Origin of the sequence: Clostridium lamae (genome assembly GCF_033043255.1) — a bacterium.
GTDB classification, from domain to species: domain Bacteria; phylum Bacillota; class Clostridia; order Clostridiales; family Clostridiaceae; genus Clostridium; species Clostridium lamae.
Genome location: NZ_JASCQJ010000029.1, coordinates 1 through 14,068 on the forward strand (window position 1 = coordinate 1; position 14,068 = coordinate 14,068).

The window sequence follows — 14,068 nt, forward strand, 5'->3', positions numbered from 1 at the left end:
TAATAACATTATAATTTTACTAAAACTAATAGATATTATATTAATAATTCCAAATCCACAAAGTAATCCAGTTAATAATCTTCTTTTATTAGTGGAATAAAGTATTTCTTTATGTTGAAAAAACCAATCAATAAACATAATAACTATAAAGATTGAACTTAAAAGAGTAGAAAGTTTAAAATTAAATAATAAACATATAATTCCTAAAATATATCCTATTAGTAGGCCTGTACATCTTGCGCATATAGGAAATTGATAATTATTAATAAAAAAACTTCTGTCATTCTTTTGGTGACAAGTTTTAGAGAATAGTTTCATTAAAAAAAGCCATGTTCTATCTTTATTTACCATCAATAAATCTCTTTCCACAATCATTACATATGCATGTTGTTCTTTCCTTTTCTCCATCAGCAGAGCATAATCCACATAATAGTCCAATAGGACCAAGGCATATAGTGCCTATAATTCCACTAGCTAAATCATAATCTTCTTTTTCTTTTTCAATAATAATTTTTATATTATTGCTTCCACAAAATGGACAAGCAATCTTTTCAAATTCACTCATAAAACACCTCTAATTAAATTATTCCCCTTCATAATATATTGACTGAGTAGCTTTTTTATAAAATTCATTTGGCTTATCAGATAAGATTATTCCTACCTTATTTGAATTAGGATAATATGCTATATCTGTATAATTTACAGTATCAAAATCAATATAGACTAGCATTTCAGTTTCAGAAGAATTAATTATTTTATGAGCGCCTTTTTCTAGCGGAGGACAAACTATAATATCTCCAGGTGAAATTGTTTTATTTCCATTGGGAGTTACTAAAATACCACTTCCACTAATTATATAAAAAACTTCTTCTGTTTGTAGATGGTAATGATATGGGTAATTGGCTTTCTTGGGAGGAATTTCGTAGATAGCTACTTTACACTTACTATCTTTATCTTGCTTTGTAACTTCATACTTGTAATATTCATATGGCGCATGCTCATCTTTATGTTTAGGATTAATTAAATTCTTATTAGTAATTTGAATATCCATAGTCACATATTTCACCTCCATTATAAATATATAATTTTTAAATAATTTACCATTTAGTTATCTAAATTTATTATAATACTAAACTGGATTAATAGGCTAAATAAATATAAATATTTTAGGAAAATTTAAGAAATATGTTTAAAATTTGTAATAGTACTATGATAATATAATATTAAGGAGTAAAAGCTTAAGGAGATAAATATGAGCTATTTATTTAAATTCTATAGTAAACAATATGATAAATTTATGAAAAAGTTTCACTTAGATAAAAATAAATTAATTATAAAAGAGTTAAAAAACATTTATGGACTAGAAATTTTAGATATTGGCGGAGGAACTGGAACATTAGCAAAGGAACTTATTTCTTTAGGTGCTAAAGTAACTATTTTAGATCCTGAAATAAACATGACTAAGATAGCAAAAGAGAAATCTAAAGATATAAAAATCATTAATGGATATTCTGATAACATTAGTTTAAGAGATTCTTCTGTAGATTTAGTTATAATGAGAGATTCCTTTCACCATATATTAAAGAAAGAAGAAACACTGAGAGAATGTAAAAGAGTATTAAAGAAAGAAGGAAGAATTCTTATTTATGAATTCGATAAAAACAGCTTTATAGGAAAGGTTATCTTTATTTTTGAAACTCTTTGTTTTGAACGAATAGAGATGCTTACTATAAATGAAATGAAAAGATTAGCTTATAAATATTTCAAAAATGGGGAGATAATTGAGATATCTAAATACGAATATATATACATAGGTTCAAAATAGGAATTTAAGAGAGGGTAGTAATGGAAAGCATAAATGGTATTGTAAAGCTATGCAAGTTATCTTTAACTAGAAAATTTACTGATTTAAGTGATATAGCAAATTCTTATAATAGAGTAAGTAAAAATTATGAAAATGTATTTTTGAAAGAAATGCATAAATATAATGAAGAGATGCTAAAGGAAATTAGTAAGCAATATATTCATAGTAATTCTGATAAAGAATTAAACATACTAGATTTAGCTTGTGGGACAGGCTTTAATAGTAGATTTTTAAATAATATTTTCCATAAAGCAAAATTCACTTTAGTAGATATATCAAAAGGAATGTTAAATGAAGCGAAAAATAATTGTAAGTTTAATAGTGTGTTTATTGAAAAAGACATGCTATCATTTCTGAAATCATGCGAAGATGATAGTTTTAATATGGTTGTATGTGCTTGGGCAATAAAATATCAAAAACCAAAAGAAATTATAAAAGAAGTAGCAAGAGTATTAAAAAAAGGTGGGTATTTTGCAGTTATAGTAAATTTAAAAAGTACTTTGCCAGAAGTAAGAAAAATTTATCCTTATCTTGTATTAAACAATTATATGAAGGTAGAGAAGATTATGAAGGAGTTACCCAATCCTAAGAGTGAAAAGCAATTTGAAAAATGGTTTCTTGATAATGGCTTTTCTATAGATAAAGTAAAATCTGGAGAACATGTATTTAGGCTTAATAGTTCTGAAGAGGTAACAAAATTTGTGACATCAACAGGTGCCTTAGCTGGCTTTGACTCTATGGTAGATATGGAGAGTAATAAAGTTAAAGATAAAATGATAGATTTATTTAAACATAAGAATATAAACACAATTACTCATAAATATGTCTGGGGGGTTTTTGAAAATGGTAAGTAATACATTTCCTATTATTAAAGCAATATTAAATAAAGATGTACGGAAAAATATATTTCACATTCATAACAGATTTAAAGAAAGTGAAGAATATAAGCCTATAAACGTAATTAGATGTGGACTGAATGTACTAAAAAACGATAGGCTAGTAATCCATAATGGAGATATTATAGTTAATTCTTTTCTTCCACCAGTGAATAGTGTGGCATTTAAAAGTATTGTAGATGCAGTACCAGGCGAAAAAAGTGAATTTTTTCACAATCATACTACAGGAAAAAGACTCGCACCAATTTCAACATATATAGCTGTTACTGGCAGATGTATGTATAATTGCTGGCATTGTAGCGCAAAAAGATTTATTAAAGAAAAGGATGATAAGTCTAAGGAATTAACTACTGAAGAATTAAAACTAATAATAAAATCTCTTCAAGATTTAGGAGTAGGAATAATAGGTCTTACAGGAGGAGAGCCCCTTCTTAGAAAAGACATTGAGGAGCTAATATCTACTATAGATAATAGAAGTACTTCAATTCTATTTACAAATGGTTATTCATTAAGTTTAGAAAAAGCAAAGTCACTAAAAGAAGCAGGACTTTTTGGAGTTGGAATAAGCATAGATAGCTTGTATAAAGAGAATCATGATAAAAAAAGAGGATATAATGGTGCTTATGAAAATTCAATTAATGCAATTAAAAACAGTAAAGAAGCAGGACTATACACAATGGCACAAACTGTATGTACTAAGGAAATGCTTGAGACAAAAGAAATATATAATCTAGCAAAATATTTAAAGGAGCTTGGAGTTAATGAACTTAGAATTTTAGAGCCTATTCCATGTGGTTCTTTATTAGTAAAGAAAGATGAGATATATACAGTAGAAGAAAAGAAAAAGTTAATCAATCTTCATATAGAATTAAATAAAGGTAAAGCTTATCCTAAAACATCAGTATTTCCTTACTTAGAGTCTAAAGATCAATACGGATGTGGTGCAGGAGTGCAACATTCATATATAGATAATGAAGGGAATTTTACCCCTTGTGACTTTGTAGAAGAATCCTTTGGAAATGTATTAAATGAAAATATAAGAGATATATGGAATAAAATGCATGGCAAATTAGATCATGCTAGAAATTATTGCTATGCAAAGAAATGTGATAAATGTATAGAAAATGATTTGCCTAGATATTATAAATTATTAAAAGGACAATAGTTGTATATTGAAATTATAATGGAGAAGATAAATAGATTATGGAATGTATTCTATTTATCTTCTCCAATTTCTATTTAAAGTTTATAATAGTAGTTAATAATAAGAATATACAACTTTGAAACAAAATCGATGTTATTTATAAACATTCATTTTATATGATTAATATAGGGAATTATATATGATTATATAATAAAAAGGAGGCTATATTTAAAAGTGAAGATTTGGGAAAAAATATTTGTATCCTCCATATTGTTGTTTATTTTGCTGTTTAATGGAGCTGGTATAGTAATAATAGAAACTATATATAATAGAGGTCTAAACCTAGTAATTACTACTGGTCTAAATGAATATGAAGGAATTAAGAATTCTATATATTCTAATATGAATGATTTTATTGAAATTTATAATATAGATATACTTGAAGGGTTCCTTAGAGAGTTTGTATATAATAGTGGAAATAGCATAAAAAATATAGAGATATTTAGTGAAAGTAATAAGAAGATTATTAATATTTCTCAGACGGAAATTAAAGAGGAAAGACAAGAAATAGCAGAGGCGAAATTAGATGAAGAAGTATTTATTATTAGAGATATAAATAGCAGAAAATTATTATTCATAAGTTCAAGGATTAGGATAAATAACTTAGAATATAAAATAGTTTTAACTAAAGATATTACATTTATTAGCGAAGAAAGATTATCAAATTATAAATTATTTTTAATATTAACAAGTATAGTTACAGTATTACTAGCTATTGGAATGTATATTATATCAAGGTTTATAACTAATCCAATCAAGAATTTAATAGAAGTTTCAAATAGTATAAAAAGTGGTGAATATAATAAAAGAGCAAAATATTCCGAAGATGATGAATTTGGAATTTTAGCTGATAATTTTAATTCTATGATGCAAGTAATAGAAGAAAAAATTGATGAACTCGAGGAAAATAGTAATGAAAAGCAAAGATTTATAGATAATTTAACTCATGAAATGAAAACTCCAATAACATCTATAGTAGGATATTCAGAATTGCTTCAAAAAAGCAATATTAGTGAAGAAATTAAATTCAAATCACTTCAATATATAAGTTCTCAAGCAAAGAGATTAGAAAAATTAAGCTCAACTCTCGTCAAATTAATCTTGATTAAGAATAATGAGGCTGAAAAAAGTAGATTTTTAATTAAAGAAACTGTATTAAGATCTATAAGTGATTTAAGATATAAAATAGATAGTAAAGAAATAAATATAGATGTAAATATGGATTATAATTACGTATTTTGTGAGAAACAACTTATTGAAGTTTTACTAAGTAATTTATTAGATAATGCAATAAAAGCATCTGAAAATGGAAAGAAAATCAGGGTATATGGTGAAAGTTTGAAAAATGGTGAATATGAATTAAAAATAATAGACGAAGGAATAGGAATATCTAAAGAAAATTTAAAAAAGGTTAAAGAGCCATTTTATATGGTAGATAAATCAAGAGGGGTATCAAAAAATAACATTGGATTAGGATTATCAATATGCAATGAAATATGTATCAGAAATAATATAAAACTTGAAATTTACAGTGAAGAAAACAATGGAACGAAAGTAGTATTAACATTTAAAGGAGATGATTAATTGAAGATAATTAGACTAAGTATATTATTTATATCAATTTTTGTATTACTAGCTATTATTAAATCATTGTTCACTTCTTATAATGAAAATATTATATATTCAGAAAAAGTAATTCCACAATATAGTAATGATAGTTTACCCAATAATTATATAACTAGAGAAGAAGCGGTGAATAGAACATTAGAAGTTTTAAAAAATGGATTTTCAATAACATTAGATAGAGAAAAAGTTTATGAGGACATTCAGATATATAAGAGAGATGAAGATATGATATGGGCTATTGGTCTTATTGAAAAAATTGATGCAAATAAAAATCTAAAATATTATTGTGAGATGAAAGTAGAAACAGGTGAAATTATAAATATAGGGAAAAAGTATTATAGAGAAAATACAATAAATGAAGAGTATGATTTTGAGGAAGAATATGATTTTGATAATATTAACTTGGATAAACTTAAGAATATTATTAAACCATTAACTGAGGAATTAAATATAGATGTTAGAGAAGAAAATATAAAAATAAGCTATAATTATAATGGATTAATCAATTTGGAAATATATCAAGAAGATGCAGCGGGTAAATATAGTTTATTTGTTGTAGATTATGAACATGATAGTATTATTAGTTTTTATAGAAAAATTTAATGAAATGGGGAGAGAACATGAAAATACTAGTAGTTGAAGATGATATTGCTATAAGAGATTTAATAGCAATAAATCTAGAGCTGTCAGGATACGAGGTTATAACAGCCGAAGATGGCGAAGCTGGAAAAGAAAAGTTTAATTCTAATGAGATAGATTTAGTTCTTCTTGATGTTATGCTTCCTAAGATAGATGGGTTTGAATTGATTAACATTATGAAAACAAAAGATGTTCCTGTAATTTTTATTACAGCTAAGGACTCAGTACTAGATAGAGTGAAGGGGTTACGCTTAGGTGCTGATGATTATTTAGTTAAGCCTTTTGAAAGTATAGAACTTTTAGCAAGAATTGAAGCTGTAGCAAGAAGGTATAATAAAAATGAGAATATTATTAAGTTTAATGATATTGAAATAGATATAGATAAAAGATCAATAAAGTTAAATGAGAAGCAAGTAGATACAACCTTAAAAGAATTTGAATTATTACATCTATTCTTAAAAAATTGCAATAGTGCATTATCTAGAGAGCAAATATTAGACAAAGTATGGGGATATGATTATTATGGAGGCACTAGAACTGTTGACATACATGTTCAAAGATTAAGAGAAAAGCTAAATTTGAAAGATAACATAAAAACTGTATATAAAGTAGGATATAGATTTGAAAAGTAAAGTTTATATTTCTTAATACTAAATTAGAAAAATAATAATTTACAACTTTGATATAAGTAGTATATTATAAGTAAATATTCTTAAGTTATATTAAGTATGAAAGGAAGTGCTTAATATGGCTAAAGTAGGAATAAGCAAAAGAATAGAAAGAAGAAGGAAAATGATTAGAAGAATTAGAAGAATGATTTTATTGGTAGGAATAATTTTTATTTTCTCTACAATAATAGTTGGAAAATATATTAAAAAACAAAGTATAAGTGATGATCAATTAAATGTATTGAAAGATGAAACTAAGTCTAGAAATGAAACAATAGATGTAAATAATAATTTAAATAATATTCTACTGGTAAATAAAGATGTTGGATTAGAAAGAGAATATGAACCAGAAGATTTAGAAATTGTATCAGTAAAATCTAATAAAGAAATTTTATTAAGAAAAGAAGCAAATGAAAGTTTAGAAGAAATGTTTAAAGATGCCAAAAGAGATGGACTAAATTTATTAGCTGTTTCAGGATATAGAACCTATGAATATCAAGAGAATGTTTATATTAATGAGGTTTATACTAATGGAAGAGAGTATGCTGATAAGTATGTAGCCAAACCTGGATATAGTGAACATCAAACTGGCCTTTCAGTAGATATATTAGCAGCTGACTATACAAATATGGATGAGAATTTTGAGAATACTAAAGAATGCGAATGGTTACATGAAAATATGTCTAAGTATGGATTTATACTTAGATATCCAAAAAATAAAGAAAGTATCACTGGTTATAATTATGAGCCGTGGCATATAAGATATGTTGGAACTGAACACTCCCTAAAAATTGAAGAAGAAGGACTAACTTTAGAAGAGTATTTAGGGCAATGATAAAATCAATGCGTGTTTAAATACACCTAATATATACTCAATAAAAATATAATATATATAATATTGATTAATAATGAATATAAGCATGATTTTATAAAACTTTTGCTTACATTCATTAATTTTTTTGTGTTAAAATAGTAATGTAAGTAAATATTAAAAAAATGTGGAATTTTTTAAGTACGCACTAGAAAACGTTTACAAAACTGTGCATTAAATTTTCTTTGATTTAAATAGATATAATATTTATTTATATTAAGGAGTATGAAGAATTGGAGGTAACAATATATGGATATAAATAAGGAAAAACTTATGGCAATTGAATCTGCTATGAAACAAATAGAAAAACAATATGGCAAAGGTTCAATTATGAAACTTGGATCAAATACAATAATGGACATAGAAACAATATCAACAGGATCATTAGCATTAGATATAGCTTTAGGGGTTGGTGGTGTGCCACGAGGTAGAATAATAGAAATATATGGACCTGAAAGCTCAGGTAAGACTACCATTGCATTGCATATAATCGCAGAAGCACAAAAAAATGGAGGAACAGCAGCCTTTATAGATGCTGAACATGCATTAGATCCTTCTTATGCAAAGAATTTAGGGGTGAATATTGATGATTTAATAGTGAGCCAACCAGATAATGGAGAGCAAGCACTAGAAATAACAGAGGCACTTGTCAGATCAAATGCTATGGATGTACTAGTAGTTGACTCTGTAGCAGCTTTAGTTCCAAGAGCAGAAATTGAAGGGGATATGGGTGCTTCTCATATTGGCCTACAAGCAAGACTAATGTCTCAAGCTCTAAGAAAACTTACAGCATCAATAAATAAATCTAAGTGTGTTGTAATATTTATTAATCAGTTAAGAGAAAAAATAGGAGTTATGTTTGGGAGTCCTGAAACAACAACTGGAGGAAGGGCTCTTAAATTTTATTCATCAGTAAGATTAGATATTAGAAAAATTGATAATATAAAAGTTGGTGAAAATATAGTAGGCAGTAGAGCAAGAATAAAGGTAACAAAGAATAAAGTTGCTCCACCGTTTAAGTTAGCAGAGTTTGATATTATGTATAATGAAGGTATATCAAGGGAAGGAAATCTATTAGATATAGCAGTTAATGAAGGAATAATAGATAAGAGTGGATCATGGTTTGCATATAATGATATAAGAATAGGACAAGGTAGAGAAAATTCAAAGATTTATCTAAAAGAAAATAAAGAAATAGCTAATGAAGTGGAAAATGCAATAAGAGAAAAATATAATTTGACATTAATTAAAATAGACAAAAAAGAGAAAAAAGATAAAATTAAGAGAACCGATAGTGTTAATAAATCAATAAGTTAAAAGGCAAAAAAATATTGAATAAATAATATATCCTAAATGCGACCAAAATTTTGGGTCGCATTTTAATTTATAAAGATAAATTTGAAAACCAATGAAAGTAAAGATATTAAAGTAAATATCAGGCATATATTAGTATTAAAGGAATATGTTGTTCCTACATAGAAATACATGTGAAATTTTTATCAGTACAATCTAACTAGTCTGACCAGATTAAAAAGGAGAATAATTTATGGATAATTTTAGAATTCTTGAAATTAAGGAAAGTGTGTTTAAAGACAATGATCATCAAGCTAATTTATTGAGAGAGGAACTTAAAGAAAAGAAAGTATTTTTATTAAATTTAATGTCATCGCCAGGATCAGGTAAAACATCAACTCTTACAAGAACTATTAATGTATTAAAAAGCGAAATGAAAATAGGGGTCATGGAGGCAGACATCGATTCAGATGTTGATGCTCATACTATTTCTAAAACAGGAGTAAAAGTTATTCAGTTGCACACAGGGGGGATGTGTCATCTTGATGCTGATATGACTAAACAAGGGTTAGAAGGTTTAGGAATAGATAATATTAATTTTGCCATTTTAGAAAATGTAGGAAACTTGGTATGTCCAGCAGAATTTGATACTGGTTCATCAAAAAATGCTATGATTTTAAGTATTCCTGAAGGAGATGATAAACCACTAAAATATCCTTTGATGTTTTCAATTGCAGATGTTTTATTAATTAATAAAATAGATGTAATTGAGTATTTTGATTTTGATTTAGAAGCTTGTATTAAGCGTGTAAAAGAATTAAATCCAGAAATCGAAATTATTACTATTTCTGCAAAAACAGGAGAAGGAATTGATAAATTTGCAGACTGGATTAGAAAAGAAGCTGAAAAATGGAATGAAAATTAATATAAATAAATTAGGGGGAGAAAAATGATAAAGGAAAAGGTATTGGATCTTGCTAATCATATTAGTAGGAAAAAGCGTGGGTCAAAAGATGAAATAAGGCCTGAAGATCCTGAATATATGATTTTAGAACCTGTTGTTACAGATGAAATGGCAGAAGTAGGACTTTGTATGAAAATACGTACAAAGTATACAGCAAAAGACCTAGCACCACTATGTGGTAAATCTATAAAAGAAACAGAAAAGCTTTTATGGGATTTAGCAGTAGCTGGAGTTTGCTTTGTAAATAATATTAATGGAGTTGATACCTATTGGTATGATACTTGGGTTCCTGGAATTATGGAAATGATGGTTAACAACAAAGAAAACGTTAACAAATATCCTCAGATTGCAGAAGCCTTTGAAGCATATGGCAGAGTAAGAGGTCCTAAAACTACAGGAGCATTTCCGGTAGGAGTAGGATTAATGCGTGTAATACCTATAGAGCAAGCTATTGATGGAGAAACTAGAAAAGCTTCTTATGAGGAAGTTTCAAAATATCTAAATGACAATGATATTTTTACCGTTTCTGATTGTTCATGCCGTGTAGCAAGAAAAGTAATGGGAGAAGGCTGTGGTCATTTAGCAGAGGACATGTGTATTCAAATGGGACATGCTGCAGAATACTATATTCGTACAGGAAGAGGGAGAAAAATTACTCGTGAAGAAGCTTTTGAAATAATTAATAGAGCAGAAGAAAATGGTTTAATGCATCAAATTCCAAATCTTGATGGCTCAGGTAAAACTCATGCTATATGTAATTGCTGTGGGTGCTCTTGTCTTTCATTAAGAAGTGCTGAAATGTTTAAGAATGTTGATATGGTACGTTCAAATTATGTTTCAAGTGTAAATAAAGATAAGTGTGTTGCATGTGGAGAATGTGTTGTAAACTGTCCAGTCAATGCTTTGAAATTAGGTCAAAAACTATGTTCTATAAAACCATTACCAATTAAAAAAATTGAAACTCCTCGAGATACTGAATGGGGACCAGATAAATGGAATCCAAACTATAGAATTAATAGAAAAAATGTTGTTGAAAGTGGAACTAGTCCTTGTAAAACAGAATGCCCTGCACATATTGCAATCCAAGGGTATATAAAACTAGCTTCACAAGGAAGATATAAAGAAGCTCTTGAATTAATAAAACATGAAAATCCATTTCCAGCAGTATGTGGACGTATATGTCCAAGAAAATGTGAATCAGAATGTACAAGAGGAGATATTGATGATCCTATAGCTATAGATGAGATTAAAAAATTTATTGCAGATCAAGATTTAAATAAAGAAAATAGATATATTCCTAAAATTAAACATGATTATAATAAAAAAATAGCTATTATAGGAGCAGGACCTTCAGGTCTTTCTTGTGCATTTTTCTTAGCTATAGAGGGATATAAGGTAACAGTCTTTGAAAAACAAAATGTACTTGGTGGAATGTTAACACTTGGTATTCCATCATTTAGGTTAGAAAAAGATGTAGTAAATGCAGAAATTGAAATTCTAAGAGAATTAGGTGTTAATTTTAGGACTGGAATTGAAGTAGGGAAAGATATAACTTTAAAAGCTTTAAGAGAACAAGGATATGAAGCTTTCTATATAGCTATTGGGGCTCAATCTGGTAGAAATATAGGAATTGAAGGAGAAAATGCTAAAGGAGTAATAGCAGGAGTAGACTTTTTACGAAGTGTGAATTTAGGTGAAGATATAAAACTTAATGGAAATGTAGTTGTTATAGGAGGAGGCAATGTTGCTATAGATGTTGCAAGAACTGCTGAAAGATTAGGATCAGAAAAAGTTAGTATATTCTGTCTTGAAACAAGAGAGGAAATGCCAGCTCTTAATGGGGAAATTAAAGAAACATTAGAAGAAGGAATTTCTATAAATAATTCATGGGGACCAAGACGAATTGTTACGAAAGATGAAAAGGTTATTGGTATAGAATTTAAAAAGTGTACATCAGTATTTGATAAAAATGAAAAATTCAATCCATCCTATGATGAAGAAGATGTAATATTTGTAAAGGCAGATACAGTATTACTTTCAGTAGGTCAGTCTATTGATTGGGGAAATTTAATTATAGATAGTAATATAGAGATTAACCCAAATAACACAATAAAGGCAGATCCTTTTACCTATCAAACAGGAGAACCAGATGTATTTGCTGGCGGTGATGCTTTTACAGGTCCAAGATTTGCTATTGATGCTATTGCAGCAGGAAAAGAAGGAGCAATTTCAATTCATCGTTATGTTCATCCAGGACAAAGTTTAATTATAGGCCGTGATAGAAAAGAATATCACTCATTAGATAAAGAGAATATAGAACTTTTGGGATATGATAATCTTCCAAGACAAAGAGCTAGTCATGGAAATATAAAAGAATCAAAAGAAACATTTAAAGATTTACGAGGAACCTTTACAGAAGAACAAATAAAAAAGGAAACAGAACGTTGTCTTAGCTGTGGTGCTACTGTTGTAGATGAGTTTCTATGTGTAGGTTGTGGGTCATGTGTAACAAGGTGTAAGTTTGATGCTATTTCGCTAGTGAGAAAATATGATGGTGAAGGTGTAGCTTTTGAAAACTTAAAGCCAGTAATTGTTAAGCAGGTACTTAAACGTAAAGGTAAAATAGCTATTAAAAAAGCTTTAAATATATTTAAAGCAAATTAAGATGTAAATGGAGGAGCGTTTATATGCATGAAATTGGAGTATTAATTGAAGTTGTTAAGAGTGTAGAGAAATTTGCAAAAGTCAATAATGTTCAAAAAATAGAGACTTTAGTTTTGCAAATAGGAGAACTCTCTTCAATGATTCCTAAATACATGAAAATTTTATATCCTGCTTCAATTGAAGGAACTATACTAGAAGGTTCAAAGTTAGAAATTGAAATACTACCAGCTAATGCATTATGTAGGGAGTGTAATAAAGTCTTTAATGTAATTTTAAGCAAAGGTATATGTACAAGTTGCAAAAGTAAAAACTGTGAGATATTAAGTGGAAAAGAATGTTATATAAAGGAAATAGTATGTTATTAGAAAGTTAAAAATTATAACTGGGGGGAAAGTTATGTTTAGTTTTAACTATGAAGAAGGAGCTTCCTTCTTTTCAGTATGGGGTATTTGGATTGCTGTATTTCTAATTCTATTTATATTAAATGAATTCTCAAGACGTTCAAAAATTGGTGGATTATTATGTTTTGTTATATTGCCAATTACACTTTCTATTTTATGGTTTACTGTATTAAGTGATACTACTTATACAGATTGGTTTCATTTAGCTAAAGTATATTCAGCAGTAGCACAGGGTGTATTGGATTTTGGTGTATAAGGCATCTACATGGAAGAAATAAAAGAACAGGTAAAGAATGGAGATTAGCAGATAATAAAATAGCTTTATGTTTTCCACCATTAATTCTTGCAATTAATATATTAGAAGCAGTTATACGTGATATACAAGTTGCGCTTCAATATTCTGGTGGAGGGATTTTAGAAGATGGCTCTATGTATGTATTAGGCGGTCCTTGGAATTATATGAATGCAATTGCAGGAATTTTAAATATTATAACTATTACTGGATGGGTAGGTATAAGTATTCGTAAAAAAACTGCTAAAGATAAAAGTAAGGACATGCTTTGGCCAGATATGCTATGGTTTTGGATAATAGCTTATGACTTATGGAATTTTGCTTATACTTATAATGCTTTACCAGGACATTCATGGTATTGTGGCTTTGCATTATTGCTTGCACCCACATTATGTGCATTCACTATAGGAAAAGGTGCATGGCTTCAACATCGTGCTCAAACCTTAGCATTATGGTGTATGTTTGCTCAAACCTTTCCAGCTTTTATTGATAAAGGTAAATTTGCTGTTTCGTCTACCTATAATGAAAGTTATCTATTTGTTGTTAGTTTATTAGCACTTATTTCTAATATTTTAGTTGCAATATACATGATTTATAAAGCTAAAAAAACAAATCGTAATCCTTATAAGGAAGAACTTTATATAGACTTAAATAAGTATAAGGAAATAAAAGTACTAGCAGAATAG

At 28.0% G+C, this 14,068-nt stretch carries 14 protein-coding genes and 1 pseudogene; 12 read left to right on the forward strand and 3 right to left on the reverse strand.

All coding sequences use genetic code 11. The features are described from left to right. From QK892_RS12965 to QK892_RS12975, 3 genes are all read right to left on the reverse strand, one after another. Positions 1-351: DUF2085 domain-containing protein (locus tag QK892_RS12965; RefSeq protein WP_317273960.1), on the reverse strand; the 351-nt coding region annotated here is incomplete at its 3' end. Further along, a complete protein-coding gene (locus QK892_RS12970; protein WP_317273961.1) occupies positions 341-565 on the reverse strand; it encodes a hypothetical protein in 225 nt (74 codons plus the stop codon). The genes QK892_RS12965 and QK892_RS12970, both read right to left, overlap by 11 nt. 18 nt (positions 566-583) lie before the next feature. Beyond that, entirely contained in the window at positions 584-1,051 is a 468-nt protein-coding gene (locus tag QK892_RS12975; protein WP_317273962.1) for a cupin domain-containing protein, read from the reverse strand. A gap of 201 nt (positions 1,052-1,252) precedes the next feature. On the opposite strand from QK892_RS12975, the gene QK892_RS12980 reads away from it, so the two are divergent. The 12 genes and pseudogenes from QK892_RS12980 to QK892_RS13035 all read left to right on the forward strand — a co-directional run bounded on the left by QK892_RS12980 (position 1,253) and on the right by QK892_RS13035 (position 14,068). Next, positions 1,253-1,825, forward strand: coding sequence for a class I SAM-dependent methyltransferase (locus tag QK892_RS12980; protein ID WP_317273963.1), 573 nt, complete (start codon positions 1,253-1,255; stop codon positions 1,823-1,825). A 20-nt stretch (positions 1,826-1,845) separates the two neighbouring features. Further along, positions 1,846-2,718, forward strand: a complete 873-nt coding sequence (locus tag QK892_RS12985; protein WP_317273964.1) for a class I SAM-dependent methyltransferase — start codon at positions 1,846-1,848, stop codon at positions 2,716-2,718. After that, positions 2,708-3,925 carry a radical SAM/SPASM domain-containing protein gene (locus QK892_RS12990; protein ID WP_317273965.1) on the forward strand — a complete coding sequence of 406 codons (1,218 nt, stop codon included), beginning with the start codon at positions 2,708-2,710 and terminating at the stop codon, positions 3,923-3,925. The genes QK892_RS12985 and QK892_RS12990 overlap by 11 nt, the downstream gene beginning before the upstream one ends. 213 nt (positions 3,926-4,138) lie before the next feature. Beyond that, positions 4,139-5,548, forward strand: coding sequence for a sensor histidine kinase (locus QK892_RS12995; protein ID WP_317273966.1), 1,410 nt, complete (start codon positions 4,139-4,141; stop codon positions 5,546-5,548). Next, complete coding sequence (locus tag QK892_RS13000) at positions 5,549-6,193, forward strand: hypothetical protein (protein WP_317273967.1); 645 nt, start codon at positions 5,549-5,551, stop codon at positions 6,191-6,193. A 17-nt stretch (positions 6,194-6,210) separates the two neighbouring features. Further along, the gene (locus tag QK892_RS13005) at positions 6,211-6,861 is read left to right on the forward strand and encodes a response regulator transcription factor (RefSeq protein ID WP_317273968.1); all 651 of its coding nucleotides are present in this window, start codon (positions 6,211-6,213) and stop codon (positions 6,859-6,861) included. 115 nt (positions 6,862-6,976) lie between these two features. Next, positions 6,977-7,732: a M15 family metallopeptidase gene (locus QK892_RS13010; protein ID WP_317273969.1), complete on the forward strand. Its 756-nt coding sequence runs from the start codon at positions 6,977-6,979 to the stop codon at positions 7,730-7,732. A gap of 291 nt (positions 7,733-8,023) precedes the next feature. Then, the gene (gene recA / locus QK892_RS13015) at positions 8,024-9,085 is read left to right on the forward strand and encodes a recombinase RecA (protein WP_317273993.1); all 1,062 of its coding nucleotides are present in this window, start codon (positions 8,024-8,026) and stop codon (positions 9,083-9,085) included. Between the two features lie 229 nt (positions 9,086-9,314). After that, the gene (hypB, locus tag QK892_RS13020) at positions 9,315-9,986 is read left to right on the forward strand and encodes a hydrogenase nickel incorporation protein HypB (protein WP_317273970.1); all 672 of its coding nucleotides are present in this window, start codon (positions 9,315-9,317) and stop codon (positions 9,984-9,986) included. Between the two features lie 24 nt (positions 9,987-10,010). Next, entirely contained in the window at positions 10,011-12,689 is a 2,679-nt protein-coding gene (locus tag QK892_RS13025; protein WP_317273971.1) for an FAD-dependent oxidoreductase, read from the forward strand. A gap of 23 nt (positions 12,690-12,712) precedes the next feature. After that, positions 12,713-13,054, forward strand: coding sequence for a hydrogenase maturation nickel metallochaperone HypA/HybF (locus QK892_RS13030; RefSeq protein ID WP_317273972.1), 342 nt, complete (start codon positions 12,713-12,715; stop codon positions 13,052-13,054). A 31-nt stretch (positions 13,055-13,085) separates the two neighbouring features. Continuing rightward, positions 13,086-14,068, forward strand: a pseudogene (locus tag QK892_RS13035) (DUF5692 family protein).

Coding starts and splice junctions, on each gene's coding strand:
- QK892_RS13005 (WP_317273968.1), top strand. CDS start 6,211: ATGAAAATACTAGTAGTTGAAGATGATATTGCTATAAGAGATTTAATA.
- QK892_RS12975 (WP_317273962.1), bottom strand. CDS start 1,051: ATGGATATTCAAATTACTAATAAGAATTTAATTAATCCTAAACATAAA.
- QK892_RS13030 (WP_317273972.1), top strand. CDS start 12,713: ATGCATGAAATTGGAGTATTAATTGAAGTTGTTAAGAGTGTAGAGAAA.
- QK892_RS12985 (WP_317273964.1), top strand. CDS start 1,846: ATGGAAAGCATAAATGGTATTGTAAAGCTATGCAAGTTATCTTTAACT.
- QK892_RS12980 (WP_317273963.1), top strand. CDS start 1,253: ATGAGCTATTTATTTAAATTCTATAGTAAACAATATGATAAATTTATG.
- QK892_RS12970 (WP_317273961.1), bottom strand. CDS start 565: ATGAGTGAATTTGAAAAGATTGCTTGTCCATTTTGTGGAAGCAATAAT.
- QK892_RS12990 (WP_317273965.1), top strand. CDS start 2,708: ATGGTAAGTAATACATTTCCTATTATTAAAGCAATATTAAATAAAGAT.
- QK892_RS13010 (WP_317273969.1), top strand. CDS start 6,977: ATGGCTAAAGTAGGAATAAGCAAAAGAATAGAAAGAAGAAGGAAAATG.
- QK892_RS13025 (WP_317273971.1), top strand. CDS start 10,011: ATGATAAAGGAAAAGGTATTGGATCTTGCTAATCATATTAGTAGGAAA.
- hypB (WP_317273970.1), top strand. CDS start 9,315: ATGGATAATTTTAGAATTCTTGAAATTAAGGAAAGTGTGTTTAAAGAC.